The organism is Pseudomonas sp. B15(2017) (assembly GCF_002113215.1).
Taxonomy (GTDB): domain Bacteria; phylum Pseudomonadota; class Gammaproteobacteria; order Pseudomonadales; family Pseudomonadaceae; genus Aquipseudomonas.
This window is the reverse complement of sequence record NZ_NEJZ01000018.1, coordinates 124,417-140,370: the sequence shown is the minus strand read 5'-3', so window position 1 is coordinate 140,370 and position 15,954 is coordinate 124,417. Positions and strand designations below refer to the sequence as shown.

Annotated in this window: 14 protein-coding genes; 7 read left to right on the top strand and 7 right to left on the bottom strand. The window is 61.5% G+C overall.

Going from position 1 to position 15,954, the window contains the following annotated elements; genetic code table 11:
- Window positions 1-158 precede the first annotated feature (158 nt).
- Genes CAF73_RS23950 through fabI form a run of 6 tightly spaced genes read left to right on the top strand, consistent with a single transcriptional unit; the run spans window position 159 to window position 8,354 of the window.
- Window positions 159-1,991, top strand: a complete 1,833-nt coding sequence (locus tag CAF73_RS23950) for an extracellular solute-binding protein (RefSeq protein ID WP_085704296.1) — start codon at window positions 159-161, stop codon at window positions 1,989-1,991.
- Window positions 1,988-3,829: an extracellular solute-binding protein gene (locus CAF73_RS23945; RefSeq protein WP_085704293.1), complete on the top strand. Its 1,842-nt coding sequence runs from the start codon at window positions 1,988-1,990 to the stop codon at window positions 3,827-3,829. Before CAF73_RS23950 ends, CAF73_RS23945 begins: the two co-directional genes overlap by 4 nt.
- A 4-nt stretch (window positions 3,830-3,833) precedes the next feature.
- Window positions 3,834-4,907 carry a microcin C ABC transporter permease YejB gene (locus tag CAF73_RS23940; protein ID WP_085686478.1) on the top strand — a complete coding sequence of 358 codons (1,074 nt, stop codon included), beginning with the start codon at window positions 3,834-3,836 and terminating at the stop codon, window positions 4,905-4,907.
- 1 nt (window position 4,908) lies between these two features.
- Window positions 4,909-5,928: an ABC transporter permease gene (locus CAF73_RS23935; protein ID WP_085698849.1), complete on the top strand. Its 1,020-nt coding sequence runs from the start codon at window positions 4,909-4,911 to the stop codon at window positions 5,926-5,928.
- 1 nt (window position 5,929) lies between these two features.
- On the top strand, window positions 5,930-7,540 hold the full coding sequence (locus CAF73_RS23930; protein WP_085704290.1) for an ABC transporter ATP-binding protein: 1,611 nt from the start codon (window positions 5,930-5,932) through the stop codon (window positions 7,538-7,540).
- Window positions 7,541-7,559: 19 nt separating this feature from the next.
- Window positions 7,560-8,354: an enoyl-ACP reductase FabI gene (gene fabI / locus CAF73_RS23925; RefSeq protein ID WP_085698845.1), complete on the top strand. Its 795-nt coding sequence runs from the start codon at window positions 7,560-7,562 to the stop codon at window positions 8,352-8,354.
- Between the two features lie 45 nt (window positions 8,355-8,399).
- Here fabI and CAF73_RS23920 read toward each other — a convergent pair whose 3' ends face one another.
- On the bottom strand, window positions 8,400-9,263 hold the full coding sequence (locus tag CAF73_RS23920) for a LysR family transcriptional regulator (RefSeq protein ID WP_085704286.1): 864 nt from the start codon (window positions 9,261-9,263) through the stop codon (window positions 8,400-8,402).
- Between the two features lie 113 nt (window positions 9,264-9,376).
- Between CAF73_RS23920 and CAF73_RS23915 the strand changes: the two genes are divergently transcribed.
- Window positions 9,377-9,802, top strand: coding sequence for a VOC family protein (locus CAF73_RS23915; RefSeq protein ID WP_085704283.1), 426 nt, complete (start codon window positions 9,377-9,379; stop codon window positions 9,800-9,802).
- A gap of 81 nt (window positions 9,803-9,883) precedes the next feature.
- Here the strand turns inward: CAF73_RS23915 and CAF73_RS23910 are convergent, their stop codons facing one another.
- The 6 genes from CAF73_RS23910 to CAF73_RS23885 form a co-directional block, all read right to left on the bottom strand.
- A complete protein-coding gene (locus CAF73_RS23910; protein WP_085698839.1) occupies window positions 9,884-10,849 on the bottom strand; it encodes a sensor domain-containing diguanylate cyclase in 966 nt (321 codons plus the stop codon).
- Window positions 10,850-10,910: 61 nt separating this feature from the next.
- Window positions 10,911-11,489 carry a hypothetical protein gene (locus CAF73_RS23905; protein WP_085704281.1) on the bottom strand — a complete coding sequence of 193 codons (579 nt, stop codon included), beginning with the start codon at window positions 11,487-11,489 and terminating at the stop codon, window positions 10,911-10,913.
- 1 nt (window position 11,490) lies between these two features.
- Window positions 11,491-13,653, bottom strand: a complete 2,163-nt coding sequence (locus tag CAF73_RS23900; RefSeq protein ID WP_085704279.1) for a xanthine dehydrogenase family protein molybdopterin-binding subunit — start codon at window positions 13,651-13,653, stop codon at window positions 11,491-11,493.
- Window positions 13,654-13,670: 17 nt separating this feature from the next.
- Window positions 13,671-14,126, bottom strand: coding sequence for a (2Fe-2S)-binding protein (locus tag CAF73_RS23895; RefSeq protein ID WP_007956954.1), 456 nt, complete (start codon window positions 14,124-14,126; stop codon window positions 13,671-13,673).
- Window positions 14,127-14,262: 136 nt separating this feature from the next.
- Entirely contained in the window at window positions 14,263-14,946 is a 684-nt protein-coding gene (locus CAF73_RS23890) for a type 1 glutamine amidotransferase domain-containing protein (RefSeq protein WP_085698831.1), read from the bottom strand.
- Window positions 14,943-15,875 (bottom strand): acetoacetate decarboxylase, encoded by a 933-nt coding sequence (locus tag CAF73_RS23885; RefSeq protein WP_085704277.1) that lies wholly within the window; start codon window positions 15,873-15,875, stop codon window positions 14,943-14,945. The genes CAF73_RS23890 and CAF73_RS23885 overlap by 4 nt, the downstream gene beginning before the upstream one ends.
- Between the last annotated feature and the right edge of the window lie 79 nt (window positions 15,876-15,954).

The following is a 15,954-nucleotide window of genomic DNA, read 5'->3' as shown; positions in this document are numbered from 1 at the left end:
CAGGGGCTTTTTTTCGTCTGTCATTTTTTTGATATTTGCGTAGATCGGCGCAGACGGCTCCCACAATTAACCGCGCATTAAGCCCCTGTCTTTTTCCTGTCCATACAAGCTGTTACTGTACGGCCCACAAAGCCCAAGCCGCCTGGATCGGATCTGACTTGAAGCGTCCCCTCCTCCTGCTCCTGATCAGCCTGGCCTTGAGCTCCCCCGTCAGCGCGACGATCACCGAAAGCCACGGTTATGCGCAGTTCGGCACGCTCAAGTACCCGGCCAGATTTACCCACTTCGACTGGGTCAACCCGCAAGCGCCCAAGGGCGGCACCTTGCGGGTGATGGCGTTTGGCACCTTCGATACGCTCAATCCCTACACCTTCAAGGGCACCAGCCCGGTCACCACGGCGAACTTCCTCCAATACGGCATCAACGAGCTGAACGAGCCGCTGATGGTCGGCACCGGGCAATACGCACCGTCGGGGGACGAACCAGCGTCCAGTTACGGTCTGATCGCCCAATCGGTGGAGTACAGCGAAGATCGCAGCTGGGTGGTGTTCAATCTGCGCCCGCAGGCGCGCTTCCACGACGGCACGCCGATCACCGCGTACGACGTGGCGTTTTCCTATCGCCTGCTGCTCAAGGAAGGTCATCCGCTGTACCGCACCGCCCTTCAGGAAGTGCTGCGCGTCGATATCCTCAACCCGCAACGTATCCGTTTTGTGCTCAAGCGCAGCGGCAATCCGTTGCTGATCCTGCGCCTGGGCGAATTACCGGTGCTGCCCCAGCATTACTGGAAGGGTCGCGACTTCAAGGCCACCACCTTCGAGCCACCGCTGGGCAGCGGGCCGTACCGCATCACCTCGGTCACGCCGGGGCGGCAGTTGATTTTCGAGCGGGTCAAGGACTACTGGGGCAAGGATCTGCCGGTCAATCGCGGCAAATACAACGTCGATCGCATGGAAGTCGAGTTTTATCGCGACAGCGATGTGGCCTTCGAGGCGTTCAAGGCCGGCGAGTTCGACATCTATATCGAGCATCAGGCCAAGAACTGGGCCAACGGTTACAACTTTCCGGCGATCCGTCGCGGCGACGTGATCAAGGCACAAATCCCCCACCAGATCCCGACCCAGAGTCAGGGCCTGTTCATGAACACACGACGCCCGGCGTTTGCCGATATCAAGGTGCGTGAAGCGCTGGGCCTGATGTTCGACTTCGAATGGACCAATCGCGCACTGTTCAGCGACGCCTACAAGCGCACCACCAGTTACTACCCCAACAGCGAGTTCAGTGCCGTTGGCCTGCCGGTCGGTCATGAATGGCTGATGCTCAAGCCGTACAAGGATCAACTGCCGGCGCGCCTGTTCACCGAACCGTTCACGCTGCCGCAGACCGACGGCCGCGGCATCCCCCGGGAAACCATGCGCAAAGCCTTGGCCCTGCTGGCCGAGGCCGGCTGGAAGCTCAACGGCCAGCGTCTGCAGAACGCCGCCGGCCAGCCGCTGCGTTTCGAGCTGCTGCTGGTCAATCCGAACCTGGAGCGAATCCTCCAGCCGTACATTGAAAACCTCAACAGCATCGGCATCGACGCGCGCCTGCGCACGGTGGACCGCGCCCAGTACAAACAGCGTCTGGACCAGTTCGATTTCGACATGATCCTGATGACCCTCAACCAGACCCTCAGCCCAGGGCTGGAACAGTGGCAGTACTTCCACTCCAGCCAGGTCGGGGTCAAGGGCAGCAAGAATTACGCGGGCATCGCCAACCCGGTGGTCGACCACTTGCTCGAGCAACTGCTCGCCGCCCGTACCCGCGATGAACAGGTCGCCGCCGGCAAGGCGCTGGACCGCGTGCTGCTCTGGCAGCACTACAGCATTCCCAACTGGTACCTCAATTATCACCGTCTGGCGTACCGCAACCGGTTCGCCTTTGTCACTACGCCGCCCTACACCTTGGGCCTGAGCGCGTGGTGGCTGAAATCTTCGGAGAAAGATCGATGAAGCCTATCCGCGCCCTGCTCGTGCAGGCCAGCGGTCTGCTGTTCGCCGGGCTGGCCTTTGCCGCCCCGCAACACGCCGTGACCCTGTACAACGAGCCGCCGAAATACCCCGCCGACTTCAAGCACTTCGATTACGTGAACCCCGACGCGCCCAAGGGCGGGATCTTCCGCCAGGCCGGCTTCGGCGGATTCGACAGCCTCAACCCTTTCATCAGCAAGGGTGTGCCGGCGGACGATATCGGCCTGATCTACGACACGCTGGCCAAACAGGGTCTGGACGAGCCGTTTACCGAATACGGCCTGATCGCCGCCAAGATCGAAAAGGCCCCGGACAACAGCTGGGTGCGCTTCTACCTGCGCCCCGAAGCGAAGTTTCACGACGGCCACCCGGTACGTGCCGACGACGTGGTGTTCAGCTTCCAGACCCTGACCAAGGAAGGCGCGCCGATGTACCGCGGCTACTACGCCGACGTTGAAGAAGTGATCGCCGAAGACCCGCTCAAGGTGTTGTTCAAGTTCAAGCACACTAACAATCGCGAGCTGCCGCTGATCCTCGGTCAGTTGCCGGTGCTGCCGAAGCACTGGTGGGCCGATCGTGATTTCAACAAGGGCAACCTGGAAATCCCGTTGGGCAGCGGTCCTTACAAGGTCACCGAAGTGAAGGCCGGACGCTCGGTGCGCTATGAGCGGGTCAAGGACTACTGGGGCAAGGATCTGCCGGCCAACCGCGGTTTCTACAACTTCGATGTGATGACCACCGACTATTACCGTGACAATACCGTCGCGCTGGAGGCGTTGAAGGCCGGGCAGTTCGATTACTGGCTGGAAATGGCCGCAAAAAACTGGGCCAACGCCTACAACGTGCCGGCAGTGAACGAAGGGCGGCTGATCAAGGAACAGATTGCCAACAGCAACCCGACCGGGATGCAGGGTTTCGTCTTCAATCTGCGCCGCCCGGTGTTTCAGGACGTGCGGGTACGACAGGCTCTGGGCTTGTTGTTCGACTTCGAATGGACCAACAAGCAACTGTTCAACGGTGCTTATGCGCGCACCCGCAGTTATTTTGAGAATTCGGAAATGGCCGCCACCGGCCTGCCTGATGCCGAGCAGGTGGCGATCCTTGATCCGTTTCGCAGCAAGCTGCCGGCGCAGGTGTTCAGCGAAGCCTTCGAAAATCCGAAAACCGACGCCAGTGGCATGATTCGCGCGCAACAGCGCGAGGCGTATCAGTTGCTGCAAGAGGCCGGCTGGAAAATCGTCGACGACAAAATGGTCGACACCACCGGCAAACCGGTGGTCATCGAATTCCTGCTGGCGCAGACCGAGTTCGAACGCGTGCTGTTGCCGTTCAAGCGCAACCTCAGTGACCTCGGCATCGATCTGGTGATCCGCCGTGTCGACGTCTCGCAATACGTCAATCGCGTGCGATCGCGGGATTTCGACATGATCGTCGGCAGCTTTCCGCAGTCCAACTCGCCGGGTAACGAACAACGCGAATTCTGGATGAGCGCGGCCGCCGACAAGGCCAGCAGCCGCAACTCGATGGGCCTCAAGGATCCGGTGGTCGATCATCTGGTGGAAAGCCTGATCAACGCCGATTCGCGCAAAAGCCTGGTGGCCCACGCCCGCGCCCTCGACCGCGTGCTGCAATGGGGTTACTACGTGATTCCGAACTGGCACATCAAGACCTGGCGCGTGGCGTACTGGAACCACATCGGCCACCCGAAAGTCTCCCCCAAGTACGACATCGGCATTAACACCTGGTGGGTCAAACCCGATGCGAAACCGGCGGTAGAAGTCGAAACCCAACTGCAAGCCGACCCTGCGGGCACGGAGTAATCAGATGCTGGCGTACATTTTTCGGCGACTGCTGCTGATCATCCCGACCCTGTTCGGCATTTTGCTGATCAACTTCGTGATCATCCAGGCCGCGCCCGGCGGGCCGGTGGAGCAGATGATCGCCAAGCTCGAAGGCTTCGAAGGCGCCACCAGCCGCATTGCCGGCGGTGGTGCCGAAGTGTCGGTGGCCGGTTCCTCCTATCGCGGTGCGCAGGGTCTGGACCCGGCGCTGATCAAGGAAATCGAAAAGATGTACGGGTTCGACAAGTCGGCCCCGGAACGTCTGTGGATCATGGTCAAGAACTACGCCCGGCTGGATTTCGGCGACAGTTTCTTTCGCGACGCCAAGGTCATCGACCTGATCAAGGAAAAGATGCCGGTGTCGATCTCGCTCGGATTGTGGAGCACGCTGATCATGTACCTGGTGTCGATCCCGCTGGGGATCGCCAAGGCCACGCGGCACGGCAGTCATTTCGACGTCTGGACCAGTTCGGCGATCATCGTCGGTTACGCGATCCCGGCGTTCCTGTTTGCGATCCTGCTGATCGTGGTGTTTGCCGGCGGCAGTTATCTGGACTGGTTTCCCTTGCGCGGCCTGACGTCGAACAACTTCGATGAACTGAGCCTGGGCGGCAAGATTCTCGATTACTTCTGGCACCTGGCGCTGCCAGTGACGGCACTGGTGATCGGCAACTTCGCGACCATGACTCTGCTGACCAAAAACAGCTTCCTCGACGAAATCAACAAACAGTACGTGGTCACCGCCAAGGCCAAAGGCCTGACCCGCAATCGCGTGCTCTACGGCCACGTATTTCGCAACGCGATGCTGCTGGTGATCGCCGGGTTCCCGTCGGCGTTCATCGGCATCTTCTTCACAGGTTCCCTGCTGGTGGAAGTGATCTTCTCCCTCGACGGCCTCGGCCTGATGAGTTTCGAAGCGGCGATCAACCGCGATTACCCGGTGGTGTTCGGCACCCTGTTCATCTTCACCCTGCTGGGGCTGGTGGTGAAACTGATCGGCGACCTCACCTACACCCTCGTCGATCCGCGCATCGACTTTGCCAGCCGGGAGCATTGAGATGAACCTGTCCCCTCTCAACCGCCGGCGCTTCGAACTGTTCAAGGCCAACAAGCGCGGCTGGTGGTCGCTGTGGCTGTTTCTGATCCTGTTCGGCCTGAGCCTCGGTGCCGAACTGATCGCCAACGACAAGCCGCTGGTGGTGCACTACGACAACAACTGGTACTTCCCGGCGATCAAGCGTTACCCGGAAACCACCTTCGGCGGCGAGTTCCCGCTGGAGGCCAACTACAAGAGCCCGTACATCCGCGAACTGCTCAAGGCCAAGGACGCGTGGGTGCTGTGGGCGCCGATTCCGTTCAGCTACCAGAGCATCAACTACGACCTGAAAGTCCCGGCCCCCGCCCCGCCATCGGCGGACAACCTGCTGGGCACCGACGATCAGGGCCGCGATGTGCTGGCGCGGGTGATCTACGGCTTCCGTATCTCCGTGCTGTTTGCCCTGACCCTGACCGTGCTCAGCTCGATCATCGGCGTCATTGCCGGCGCCTTGCAGGGTTTCTATGGTGGCTGGGTCGATCTGGCCGGCCAGCGCTTCCTGGAGATCTGGTCGGGCTTGCCGGTGTTGTATCTGCTGATCATTCTCGCCAGTTTCGTCCAGCCGAACTTCTGGTGGCTGCTGGGGATCATGCTGTTGTTCTCGTGGATGAGCCTGGTGGACGTGGTGCGCGCCGAGTTCCTGCGTGGGCGCAACCTCGAGTACGTGCGCGCAGCCCGGGCGCTGGGCATGCAGAACGGCGCGATCATGTTCCGCCACATCCTGCCCAACGCGATGGTTTCGACCATGACCTTCATGCCGTTCATCCTGACCGGCGCCATCGGCACCCTCACCGCCCTGGACTTCCTCGGTTTCGGCTTGCCGGCCGGCAGTCCGTCGCTGGGAGAACTGGTAGCCCAGGGCAAATCCAACCTGCAGGCGCCATGGCTGGGCATGAGTGCGTTTGCGGTGCTGGCGCTGATGTTGAGTTTGCTGGTGTTCATCGGCGAGTCCGCTCGCGATGCCTTCGACCCGAGGAAGTGACATGAATCAGGACAATCTGATCGAAATCCGCGACCTCGCCGTCGAATTCGGCCTCGGCGATCGCGTGCAACGGGTGGTCGAGGGCGTGAGTTTCGACATCAAGCGCGGCGAAACCCTGGCGCTGGTCGGCGAGTCTGGCTCGGGCAAGTCGGTGACGGCGCATTCGATCCTGCGCCTGCTGCCCTACCCGCTGGCGCGACATCCGTCCGGCAGCATCAACTATTCCGGGCAAAACCTGTTGGGGCTGAGCGAAAAGACCATCCGTCACATTCGCGGCAACCGGATCGCAATGATCTTTCAGGAGCCGATGACCTCGCTCAACCCGCTGCACTCGATCGAAAAGCAGATCAACGAGGTGCTGGGCATCCACAAGGGCCTGACCGGCAAGGTCGCGACCAAGCGCACGCTCGAGCTGCTGGAAATGGTCGGCATCCCCGAGCCGCACAAGCGCCTCAAGGCCCTGCCCCACGAATTGTCCGGCGGCCAGCGCCAGCGGGTGATGATCGCAATGGCCCTGGCCAACGAGCCGGAACTGCTGATCGCCGACGAACCGACCACCGCGCTGGACGTGACCGTTCAGCTGAAAATCCTCGACCTGCTCAAGCAATTGCAGGCCCGATTGGGCATGGCGCTGTTACTGATCAGTCACGATTTGAACCTCGTGCGAAGAATTGCGCATCGTGTATGTGTCATGCAGCGCGGTTGCATCGTCGAACAGGTATCGTGCGAAGAGCTGTTCCGTTCGCCGCAGCATCCGTACACTCGGGAACTGCTTGGCGCGGAGCCCAGCGGAGGCCCGGCAAGCAATAAAATCGGGGCGCCGCTGCTTGAGGTCGAGGACTTGAAAGTCTGGTTCCCGATCAGGAAAGGCCTGCTCAAGCGCACGGTGGATCACGTCAAGGCAGTGGACGGCATCAATTTCAGCTTGCCTCAGGGTCAGACCCTGGGGATTGTGGGAGAAAGCGGTTCCGGTAAATCCACCCTGGGTCTGGCGATCCTGCGGTTGATCGGCAGCCAGGGTGCGATCCGTTTTGAGGGCAAACAGCTGGATTGCCTGACGCAAAGCGAAGTCCGGCCGCTGCGCCGGGAGATGCAGGTGGTGTTTCAGGACCCGTTTGGCAGCCTGAGCCCGCGGATGTGCGTAAGCGACATCGTTGGCGAAGGTTTGCGGATCCACAGGATGGGCACCGCCGCCGAGCAGGAAGCGGCAATTATTGCGGCATTGAAGGAGGTAGGTCTGGATCCGGAAACCCGGCACCGCTACCCCCACGAATTTTCCGGTGGGCAACGGCAGCGAATTGCCATAGCCCGAGCCTTGGTGCTCAAACCGGCGCTGATCCTGCTGGACGAGCCGACTTCGGCCCTCGACCGGACGGTGCAGCGGCAAGTGGTGGAGTTGTTGCGTTCACTGCAAGCCAAGTACAACCTGACGTATTTGTTCATCAGCCATGACCTGGCTGTTGTGAAAGCGCTGAGCCACCAGCTGATGGTGGTCAAGCATGGCCAAGTGGTCGAACAGGGAGACGCGCAAAGTATCTTTGCCGCCCCCCAACATCCGTATACACAGCAGTTGCTGGAGGCCGCTTTCCTGGCACCAGCCACTGCGCAATAACCTGAAAGAGGAGCAACACATGGGTTTTCTCGCCGGTAAGCGCGTACTGATCGTCGGTGTCGCCAGCAAGCTGTCCATCGCATCCGGCATCGCTGCCGCCATGCATCGCGAGGGCGCTGAGCTTGCCTTCACTTATCAGAACGAAAAACTGAAAGGTCGCGTGGAAGAGTTCGCACAGGGCTGGGGTTCGAGCCCTGAGCTGTGCTTCCCGTGCGACGTAGCCAGCGATGAAGAAATCGCCAAGGTCTTCGAAGAGCTGAGCAAGAAGTGGGACGGCCTGGACTGCATCGTGCACTCCGTCGGCTTCGCCCCGGGCGACCAACTGGACGGCGACTTCACCGAAGTCACCACCCGTGAAGGCTATCGCATCTCCCACGACATCAGCGCCTACAGCTTCGTCGCGCTGGCCAAGGCTGGTCGCGAAATGATGAAGGGCCGCAACGGCAGCCTGTTGACCCTGTCCTACCTGGGCGCCGAGCGCACCATGCCGAACTACAACGTCATGGGCATGGCCAAGGCTTCGCTGGAAGCCGGCGTACGCTACCTGGCCGGCTCTCTGGGCCCGGAAGGCACTCGCGTCAACTGCGTATCGGCCGGTCCGATCCGCACCCTGGCCGCTTCCGGCATCAAGAGCTTCCGCAAGATGCTGGCCGCCAACGAAGCGCAAACCCCGCTGCGTCGCAACGTCACCATCGAAGAAGTCGGCAACGTCGGCGCCTTCCTGTGCTCGGACCTGGCGTCCGGCATCAGCGGTGAAATCACCTACGTGGACGGCGGCTTCAACACCACCGCCATGGGCAACATCGAAGAGTAATCTTCGCGCTGCCGATAAAAAGCCCGCCTGTTCAGGCGGGCTTTTTCATGCCTGCGATTCCAGGCAACGGGCAAACATCTGTTGAATCGGTTGAGAACGCTGACTGTAGCGCTGCAAAACCACCATCTCCCGATGAAACGTCAGTTCTCCCAGTTCGATCACCCTCACCTTCAGCGGATGCTCCAGCCATAGCCCGGCTCTGGGCAGCAACGAAACCCCGAGCCCGCACTCGACCATCTTCACGATCGCTTCCAGCTCATCCAGCTCCAGCGCTACGTGAACGTCTATCCGCTGCTCTCGCAGAAATCGCGTCACCAGCCTTCCGCCAAACGAATTACGGTCATAGCGGACGTGCGGCTGTTCTGCGAGCAATTGCAGCGGATCGTCGCCCTCGACGTCGGGCGGCACGATCAGCACAAACGGCTCGCGCCGGATCACCTGCGCCGACAACTCCTTGGGCAATTCGAACGGTGGCTTGATCATGATCGCCAGGTCGACTTCCCCGGCATCCACCTGGCTCAACAGGTTCAACGACACACCCGGCACCAGTTTCGGCTCCACGCCCGGCGCCTGCTGGCGTAAACGCAGCAAGGCCTCAGGCAACAACCCGGTCTGCGCGGTGGCCACGGCACCGATTCTCAGCTCGCCGCGAAACTCGCTGGCGTCTTCACTGATCGCCATGCGGCTGAAAGTGGCGAGCATTTCCTTCGCCATCGGCACCGCGCGCTGTCCGGCCGGATTGAGGATCGCCTGCCGCCCGGTGCGATCGAACAGTTTTACCCCCAGCGCCTGTTCCAGATTGCGAATCTGCGCACTGACCGCCGATTGCGTCAGGCCGACATGCAGGCCCGCCGAGGCAAAGGTGCCGTGCTGCGCCACTGCCAGAAAGGTTCTTAATTCACGCAGCATGGACACCTCGATTGATCGAAATAATTTGAGCTCGGCGCAAAAACTATCGTCTTTCAATCGAAATGCACAGCGTTAGACTCAACCCATCCCAATCGCTGATCGAGACCAGCCCCATGCCACTCAGCCCCTTCCATCTGGCCATTCCCGTATACGACCTCGAAGCCGCCCGGCACTTTTACAGTGAAGTGTTCGGCCTGGAGGAAGGTCGTTCCAGCGATCACTGGGTCGACTTCAATTTCTTCGGTCATCAACTGGTGATTCACCTGGCGCCGAAAAACGCCTCGCAGGAAGCCGCCCACACCAACGCCGTGGACGGGCATGACGTGCCGGTGCCGCATTTCGGTGTGGTGCTGGGCATGGAGGAATGGCGCACCCTGGCCGAGCGTCTGAAATCACTGGGCACGCGGTTCGTGATTGAGCCCGGCATTCGCTTTCAGGGTCAGGTGGGAGAACAGGCGACGATGTTTCTGTTTGATCCATGCGGCAATGCGCTGGAGTTCAAGGCGTTCAAGGATAAGGGGCAGTTGTTTGCCAAATAGCAGCGTCTTCAAAGACGCCTCGCCAGCAGGCTTGCTCCCACAATCCGGGTGGCAGCGAGCCGGCTGGCGAAGAGGCCCGCACTAACAACGCTTCAATGCCTGCTTGTGCTCATACATCGCTGCATCCGCATCCGCCAGCAACTTGTCTACCGTTTCATGCCGTCGCGGGTCGTATTCGATCTGGCCGACACTGAAGCGAATCGCGTAACCCCGGTGCAATGTGGCATTGCGCTCTTCGAGAATGTCCTTGAGCCGCGCCATGATCCGGGTGGTTTCCACGTGACTTGAGCCAGTCAGCAGCGCCACGAATTCATCGCCACCCAGGCGCCCGACCACATCACTCTCGCGAAAGGCGATGCGCAGCACATCGGCGAAGTTCTTCAGCGCGCTGTCGCCCTCGGCATGCCCATAAAGATCGTTGATCTGTTTGAAGTCATTGAGATCGAAAAACAGCAGCGTCGCCGGTTTTTCCAGGCGTGCGCAGGCGTCGAGCGCATGCTGGGCCAGCATCTTGAAGCCACGACGGTTGGACAGCAGCGTCAGCTCATCCATGCTCGCCATCTGCACGGCCATCAGTTCCTGTTCGGCCATGCCGGCCAGATCGCGCAACAAGGCGCGTTCCTCATCGTCAAGATCGCGGGGTTTGGTGTCGATCAGGCACAAGGTGCCCATCTTGTTGCCGTTGGGAACGGTCAGCGGATAACCGGCGTAGAACCGGATGTTTGGCTCCCCGGTAACCAACGGGTTGTCGTGGAAACGGTCGTCCTCTCGGGCGTCAGGCACCAGCATGAGCTCGTCCCTGAGAATCGCATGACCGCAGAATGAAACCGAGCGCGGCGTTTCGGTCGTGTCCAGACCCACGCAAGACTTGAACCATTGCCGCTCCTTATCCACCAGCGTGACCAGTGCGATCGGCACGTTGAACAGGCGCTTGGCCAGTCGCGTCAGCCGGTCGAAGCGCTCTTCCGGTGCGGTGTCGAGCAGTTTCAGGTCCTGCAACGCTTGAATACGGACAGCTTCATTGGCGGGTTTGCCGGGTACCAGCATCACACACTCCTTTGACGTCGATGCAGTTGAGAGTAGCCCGAATCAGCGATCACTCAACCTCTCACCCGCCGACCACCGGACACGGCCCGCCCGCATCGGCCCACAGTTTGAACTGGGTCACGAAGATATCGTGCGGCACCGGAACCGGCGCGCGCCCTGCTCCGGGATTCCAGCCCCAGAGCACCAGTTTGTCCTCGCTGACGTGTTTGATCAGTGCGGCGAAATCCCGGTCGCCGTTGCTGGCGCGGTCCTTGATCATTGCGCACAAGCGGTCCGGCGGCAGACCGATCCAGGCCATTTTGTGGGCGGCAGGCGGCAGGCTCCAGTGCGGCGCGCCGGGTGGCGCGTGAGGGCCGTAACTGGCCGGCGGATTGCTCTCGGCGTGGCAGGTGGCGCAAGGCAAACCAGCCGCGCCCTTGCCGTCCATGCCGCGCACCACGCTCATGGCGTGGGGAATGCCGGCGTCGAACTGCAACGGTGAATCGCCGGGAATGTGGCAGTTCTGGCAACGCGGGCTCTGGAAGACTTTCTGCACCGTGCCGAAGGCTTTCAAGGCTTCCTGATCGTCGGCAAACAGGTCCGACGCGTAACCGCCCAGCCCGACCAGCATCACCGTGCCCAACAACAGATGTCGTTTCATCTCACACCCCCGACAGTTGCAGCGGCAGTTCCCGCAAACGCTGCCCGGTCAGGGCGAACACCGCGTTGGCCACCGCCGGCGCGGTCGGCGGCACACCGGCCTCGCCGATGCCGCCGGGTTTGTCGGTGCTCGGCACGATGTGCACCTCGACCACCGGCATTTCATTGAGCCGCAACACTTGATAGTCGTGATAGTTGGACTGCACGACCTGGCCGTCCTTGAGCGTCAGTTTGCTGTGCAGCGCCATGCCCAGGCCGAAAGTGATGCACGACTCCATCTGCGCCGCGATGCTCTGCGGGTTGACCGCAACTCCGCAGTCCACCGCGCAGACCACGCGATGCACGCGGATCGCCAGATTGTCCTGGGACACCTCGGCGACTTGCGCCACATAGCTGCCGAACGACTCATGCACCGCCACGCCCAGCGCATGGCCGTCCGGCAGCGGCGCTTTCCAGTTGGCCTTCTCCACCGCCAGGTTCAGCACGCCGAGATGCCGGGCGTGGTCCTTGAGCAGCGTTCGTCGGTACTCCACCGGATCCTTGCCCGCCGCCGTGGCCATTTCATCGATCAGCGATTCCACGACAAACGCGGTGTGGCTGTGGCCCACCGAACGCAGCCACAGCACGTTGATCCTGGTGGTCGGCGAATGCAGTTCGACCTGATGATGGGCCAGGCCCTTGATGTACGGGCTGTCCGAAACGCCTTCGACCGACGTCTGGTCGACGCCATTCTTGACCATGGTTTTCTCGAGCATGGTGCCGGCCATGATCGACTGCCCGACCAGCACATGCTGCCAGGCCAGCGGCATGCCGTCGGGGCCGAGGCCGATCTTCGCCTGATGCAGGAACATCGAGCGGTAATAACCGCCACGAATATCATCCTCACGCGACCACACGGTTTTCACCGGCATCGCGGCAGCCTTGGCCACTTGCACCGCTTCGGCGACAAAGTCCGAGGTCGGGTTGGCCCGGCGACCGAAACCGCCACCGAGGAACTCGGTGTGGATCTCGACCTGCTCCGGTTTAAGCCCGGTAATTTTGCCGGCGACCATCTGATCCAGCGTCTGGAACTGGGTGCCGGTCCAGATCTCGCACTTGTCGGCACTGATCCTCACCGTGCAGTTCAGCGGTTCCATCGGTGCATGGGCCAGGTACGGCACGCTGTATTCGACGTCGATTTTCTTCGCAGCCTTGCCGAAGTTGCCTTTGGCATCGCCAGCCTGCGCCGCCGAGGTGCCCGGCGTGGCCGCCAGTTTGCGGAAACTCGCCAACAGCTTTTCACTGCTCAGGTCAGCGCCAGGCCCAAGGTCCCAATCGACCTTCAGCGCATCGCGCCCGAGTTTCGCCGCCCAGTAATGCTCGGCGACTACCGCCACACCGGTCGGCACCTGCACCACTTTGTGCACGCCGGGGATCGCCAGCGCCCCAGCGCCTTCAAAGGATTTCACCGTGGCGCCAAACGCCGGGGCACGCGCGACCATCGCCGTCATCAATCCCTCAAACTGCACGTCCATGCCGAACTTCGCGCGGCCAGTGATTTTCTCCGGGGTGTCGAGGCGTTTGGTGGGTTTGCCGATGACCTTCCAGTCCTTGGCTTCCTTGAACGTGATCGACTTCGGATCCGGCACCGGCAGTTGCCCGGCGGCGTCCGCCAGTTCACCGTAGGTGGCGCGGTTGTCACCGGCAATCACCACGCCGGACTCGGTGCGGATCGTCGAGGGTGCCACGTTGAAACGCTTGGCCGCGGCCTCGATCAACATCTGCCGCGCCGTAGCGCCCGCGAGTCGGTAGCGGTCGAACTCCATCCAGGTCGAGGTCGACCCACCGGTGATCTGCATCCCACCAAACGCGGGCATGCCGTAATCGGTTGCTGACGCCGGTGAGTGCTCGACATGAATCTTCGACCAATCGGCGTCCAGTTCTTCGGCGATCAACATGGTCAGGCCGGTCCAGATACCCTGCCCCATTTCCGAATGGCCGAGCAGCACCGTGACACTGTTGTCCGGGGCAATCCGCAGGAATGCGTTCGGCGCAAAGGCCTTGCCTTCATTTTCCGCTGCCGTGGCAAAGCGGTTACCGCCGGGCACCACGAACGCCACCATCAGACCACCGCCAAGCACGGCGCTGCCCTTGAGAAATCCGCGACGGGATACAGGACTGTTCATCACTCACATCCCCTCGCTCAACCGATGTCGGCGGCGCGTTTGACCGCCGCACGGATTCTTGGATACGTGCCGCAGCGGCAGATGTTGCCGGAGAGCGCCTGATCGATATCGCTGTCGGTGGGTTTGGGGATTTTCGCCAGCAACGCGGCGGCGGACATGATCTGCCCGGACTGGCAATAGCCGCACTGCACCACGTCCAGCTCGGCCCAGGCCTGCTGCACCGGGTGCGAACCGTCACTGGACAAACCTTCGATGGTGAGGATTTTCTGGCCGTGGGCCACGGCGGTGGCCGGCGTGATGCACGAGCGCAGCGGTGCGCCATCGACATGCACGGTGCAAGCACCGCACTGGGCCATGCCGCAACCGAATTTGGTACCGGTCAGGTGCGCGACATCGCGCAGAACCCAGAGCAACGGCATGTCCGCAGGGACATCGAGCTCCTGATCCTTGCCATTGATGTTCAAGGTCAGCATCGGGGATTTCCTCAGACTCACGGTGTTCTGAAGGGCGCGGCTACAGCTTTCGATGGCTGCGCGCGCCTCGGCTTATCCCTTTGAGCTAAGCGCATTTTGACTCGACGACCAGTTGCCGCGACCACCGGTCATGGATCTACAGCATCGCGGCAACACGTTGCGCCGTAGCCTTGGCCGATTGCGGGTTCTGCCCGGTTACCAGTTTGCCGTCGGTCACCACATTCGACGTGAACGGCAGAAACGCCTTTTCGTAGCGTGCCCCGCGATCTTTCATCTGTTGTTCCGAGTCGTACGGTACTTTTTTCGCGACACCAGCCAACACTTCTTCCATCCACGAGTAACCGGTGACCTTGCGCCCCGCCACCAGCAGGCTGCCGTCCGATAGTCGCGTGTTGAGCAACCCGCAATAACCATGGCAGACCGACGAAACGATCCCGCCGCGCTCGAAGATCTCCCGGGTCAGCCGTTGCAGACCGGGGTCATCGGGAAAGTCCCACATCACCGCATGGCCACCGGTGAAGTAGATGGCGTCGAAATCCGCGCTGTCGATCTGTTCCGGGCTGGCGGTATTCGCCAGTAGCGCCATGCTGGCGGGGTCGTTCAGCCAGGCCTTCGCCGAGCGGTCGAGCATCGGCCACTTCAGCGCCCGTGGCTCCAACGGACTTTGCCCGCCCTTGGGGCTGACCAGTTGCTGCTCAAAGCCTTTTTCCGCGAACACCTGCCAGGCATGGGTCAACTCCCCCAACCACAGCCCGGTGGGTTCGGTCGGATCGGCATAGTGAGCGACATTGGTCACGACATGCAGGATACGGTGGGTCATTTGGCAGCCTCTCTCTGGGTAACACCGGCCTGACCGAACGCCGTCAGCGGCACCGGCAGGTTCAGCACGATCTGCGCGTCCTTGATCACGTCCAGCCGCAGGATCCGCGTAGCCCCGAGGCCATCGAGCAACTGGCTCAGCGGGCCGCCGTTGCGATCCAGCTGCACATCGCGGGGAAACAGGCGTTGGGCAAAGGATAGTGTGTTGCTCTGCACCACGCTCTGGTGCCACAGGCCATCGACCTGATGAATCATGGTGGCGGTGCTCATGCGCGATTGCGGCGTGACGTTTTTCAGGGTTGGCAGCGGCGCTTTCAGCACCAGGTCCGGCAAGCCCTTGGGCCCGTCGATGTGGGCACTGACGCTGGTGCCGATGTTCACGTTGATGTCGGCGCGCCACTTGGGCAATTGATAGCCGTGCACGCCGCGCACCCGGGCGATTTCGGTGTTCACCGGCAGCGCCAGCACATGGGCGGTGAAACTGCGTCGGCGCATGGCGTCCATCAGTTCCCACGCATGGGAGCCGCGGGCGCCGGGGCGACGCACGACAATCGCCACGGAGACTTCGTCGTACGGGTCGTTGTCGCAAACCGAATAGGAGAAAAACGTCAGCGCCACCAGTCCGTAACCGGGAAACGCCCGCAGCGGTTCAAGCGGCGCAGGCAAGGTGGCGCGCAGACGGTCCAGCGGCGCCAGGAACAGCAACTGCACGCTGCCGGAACGGTAATAGAAGTTCGGCGCCCAGGTCGGCCCGACTCTCGACGCGACCTGTAGCTTGGGAATGCGCCGGAAGAAGTCGATGTTGCCGGCTGCATTGTCCCGGGCCACTTCGTCGAGGTTGGGGTTCATCCGGAATCGGTCGTAGTAGCCGCCCTCCAGCACTTCAACCTTGTGCGTTCCGAATTCCACCTCTGTAAAGCGCTTGTTCATGTTCGCTGACCCTCTCGCTGATTGACCCGGCGAATGGCCGGTGAGCAAGAACTCTAAGGTTCAACCAAACTTTAAGGTC

What these genes read in the sequence shown, in the direction of transcription:
- CAF73_RS23895 (WP_007956954.1), bottom strand. Translation starts at nt 14,126, where the DNA reads ATGCTGACCTTGAACATCAATGGCAAGGATCAGGAGCTCGATGTCCCT.
- CAF73_RS23915 (WP_085704283.1), top strand. Translation starts at nt 9,377, where the DNA reads ATGCCACTCAGCCCCTTCCATCTGGCCATTCCCGTATACGACCTCGAA.
- CAF73_RS23900 (WP_085704279.1), bottom strand. Translation starts at nt 13,653, where the DNA reads ATGAACAGTCCTGTATCCCGTCGCGGATTTCTCAAGGGCAGCGCCGTG.
- CAF73_RS23930 (WP_085704290.1), top strand. Translation starts at nt 5,930, where the DNA reads ATGAATCAGGACAATCTGATCGAAATCCGCGACCTCGCCGTCGAATTC.
- fabI (WP_085698845.1), top strand. Translation starts at nt 7,560, where the DNA reads ATGGGTTTTCTCGCCGGTAAGCGCGTACTGATCGTCGGTGTCGCCAGC.
- CAF73_RS23910 (WP_085698839.1), bottom strand. Translation starts at nt 10,849, where the DNA reads ATGCTGGTACCCGGCAAACCCGCCAATGAAGCTGTCCGTATTCAAGCG.
- CAF73_RS23890 (WP_085698831.1), bottom strand. Translation starts at nt 14,946, where the DNA reads ATGACCCACCGTATCCTGCATGTCGTGACCAATGTCGCTCACTATGCC.
- CAF73_RS23920 (WP_085704286.1), bottom strand. Translation starts at nt 9,263, where the DNA reads ATGCTGCGTGAATTAAGAACCTTTCTGGCAGTGGCGCAGCACGGCACC.
- CAF73_RS23885 (WP_085704277.1), bottom strand. Translation starts at nt 15,875, where the DNA reads ATGAACAAGCGCTTTACAGAGGTGGAATTCGGAACGCACAAGGTTGAA.
- CAF73_RS23935 (WP_085698849.1), top strand. Translation starts at nt 4,909, where the DNA reads ATGAACCTGTCCCCTCTCAACCGCCGGCGCTTCGAACTGTTCAAGGCC.
- CAF73_RS23945 (WP_085704293.1), top strand. Translation starts at nt 1,988, where the DNA reads ATGAAGCCTATCCGCGCCCTGCTCGTGCAGGCCAGCGGTCTGCTGTTC.
- CAF73_RS23905 (WP_085704281.1), bottom strand. Translation starts at nt 11,489, where the DNA reads ATGAAACGACATCTGTTGTTGGGCACGGTGATGCTGGTCGGGCTGGGC.
- CAF73_RS23940 (WP_085686478.1), top strand. Translation starts at nt 3,834, where the DNA reads ATGCTGGCGTACATTTTTCGGCGACTGCTGCTGATCATCCCGACCCTG.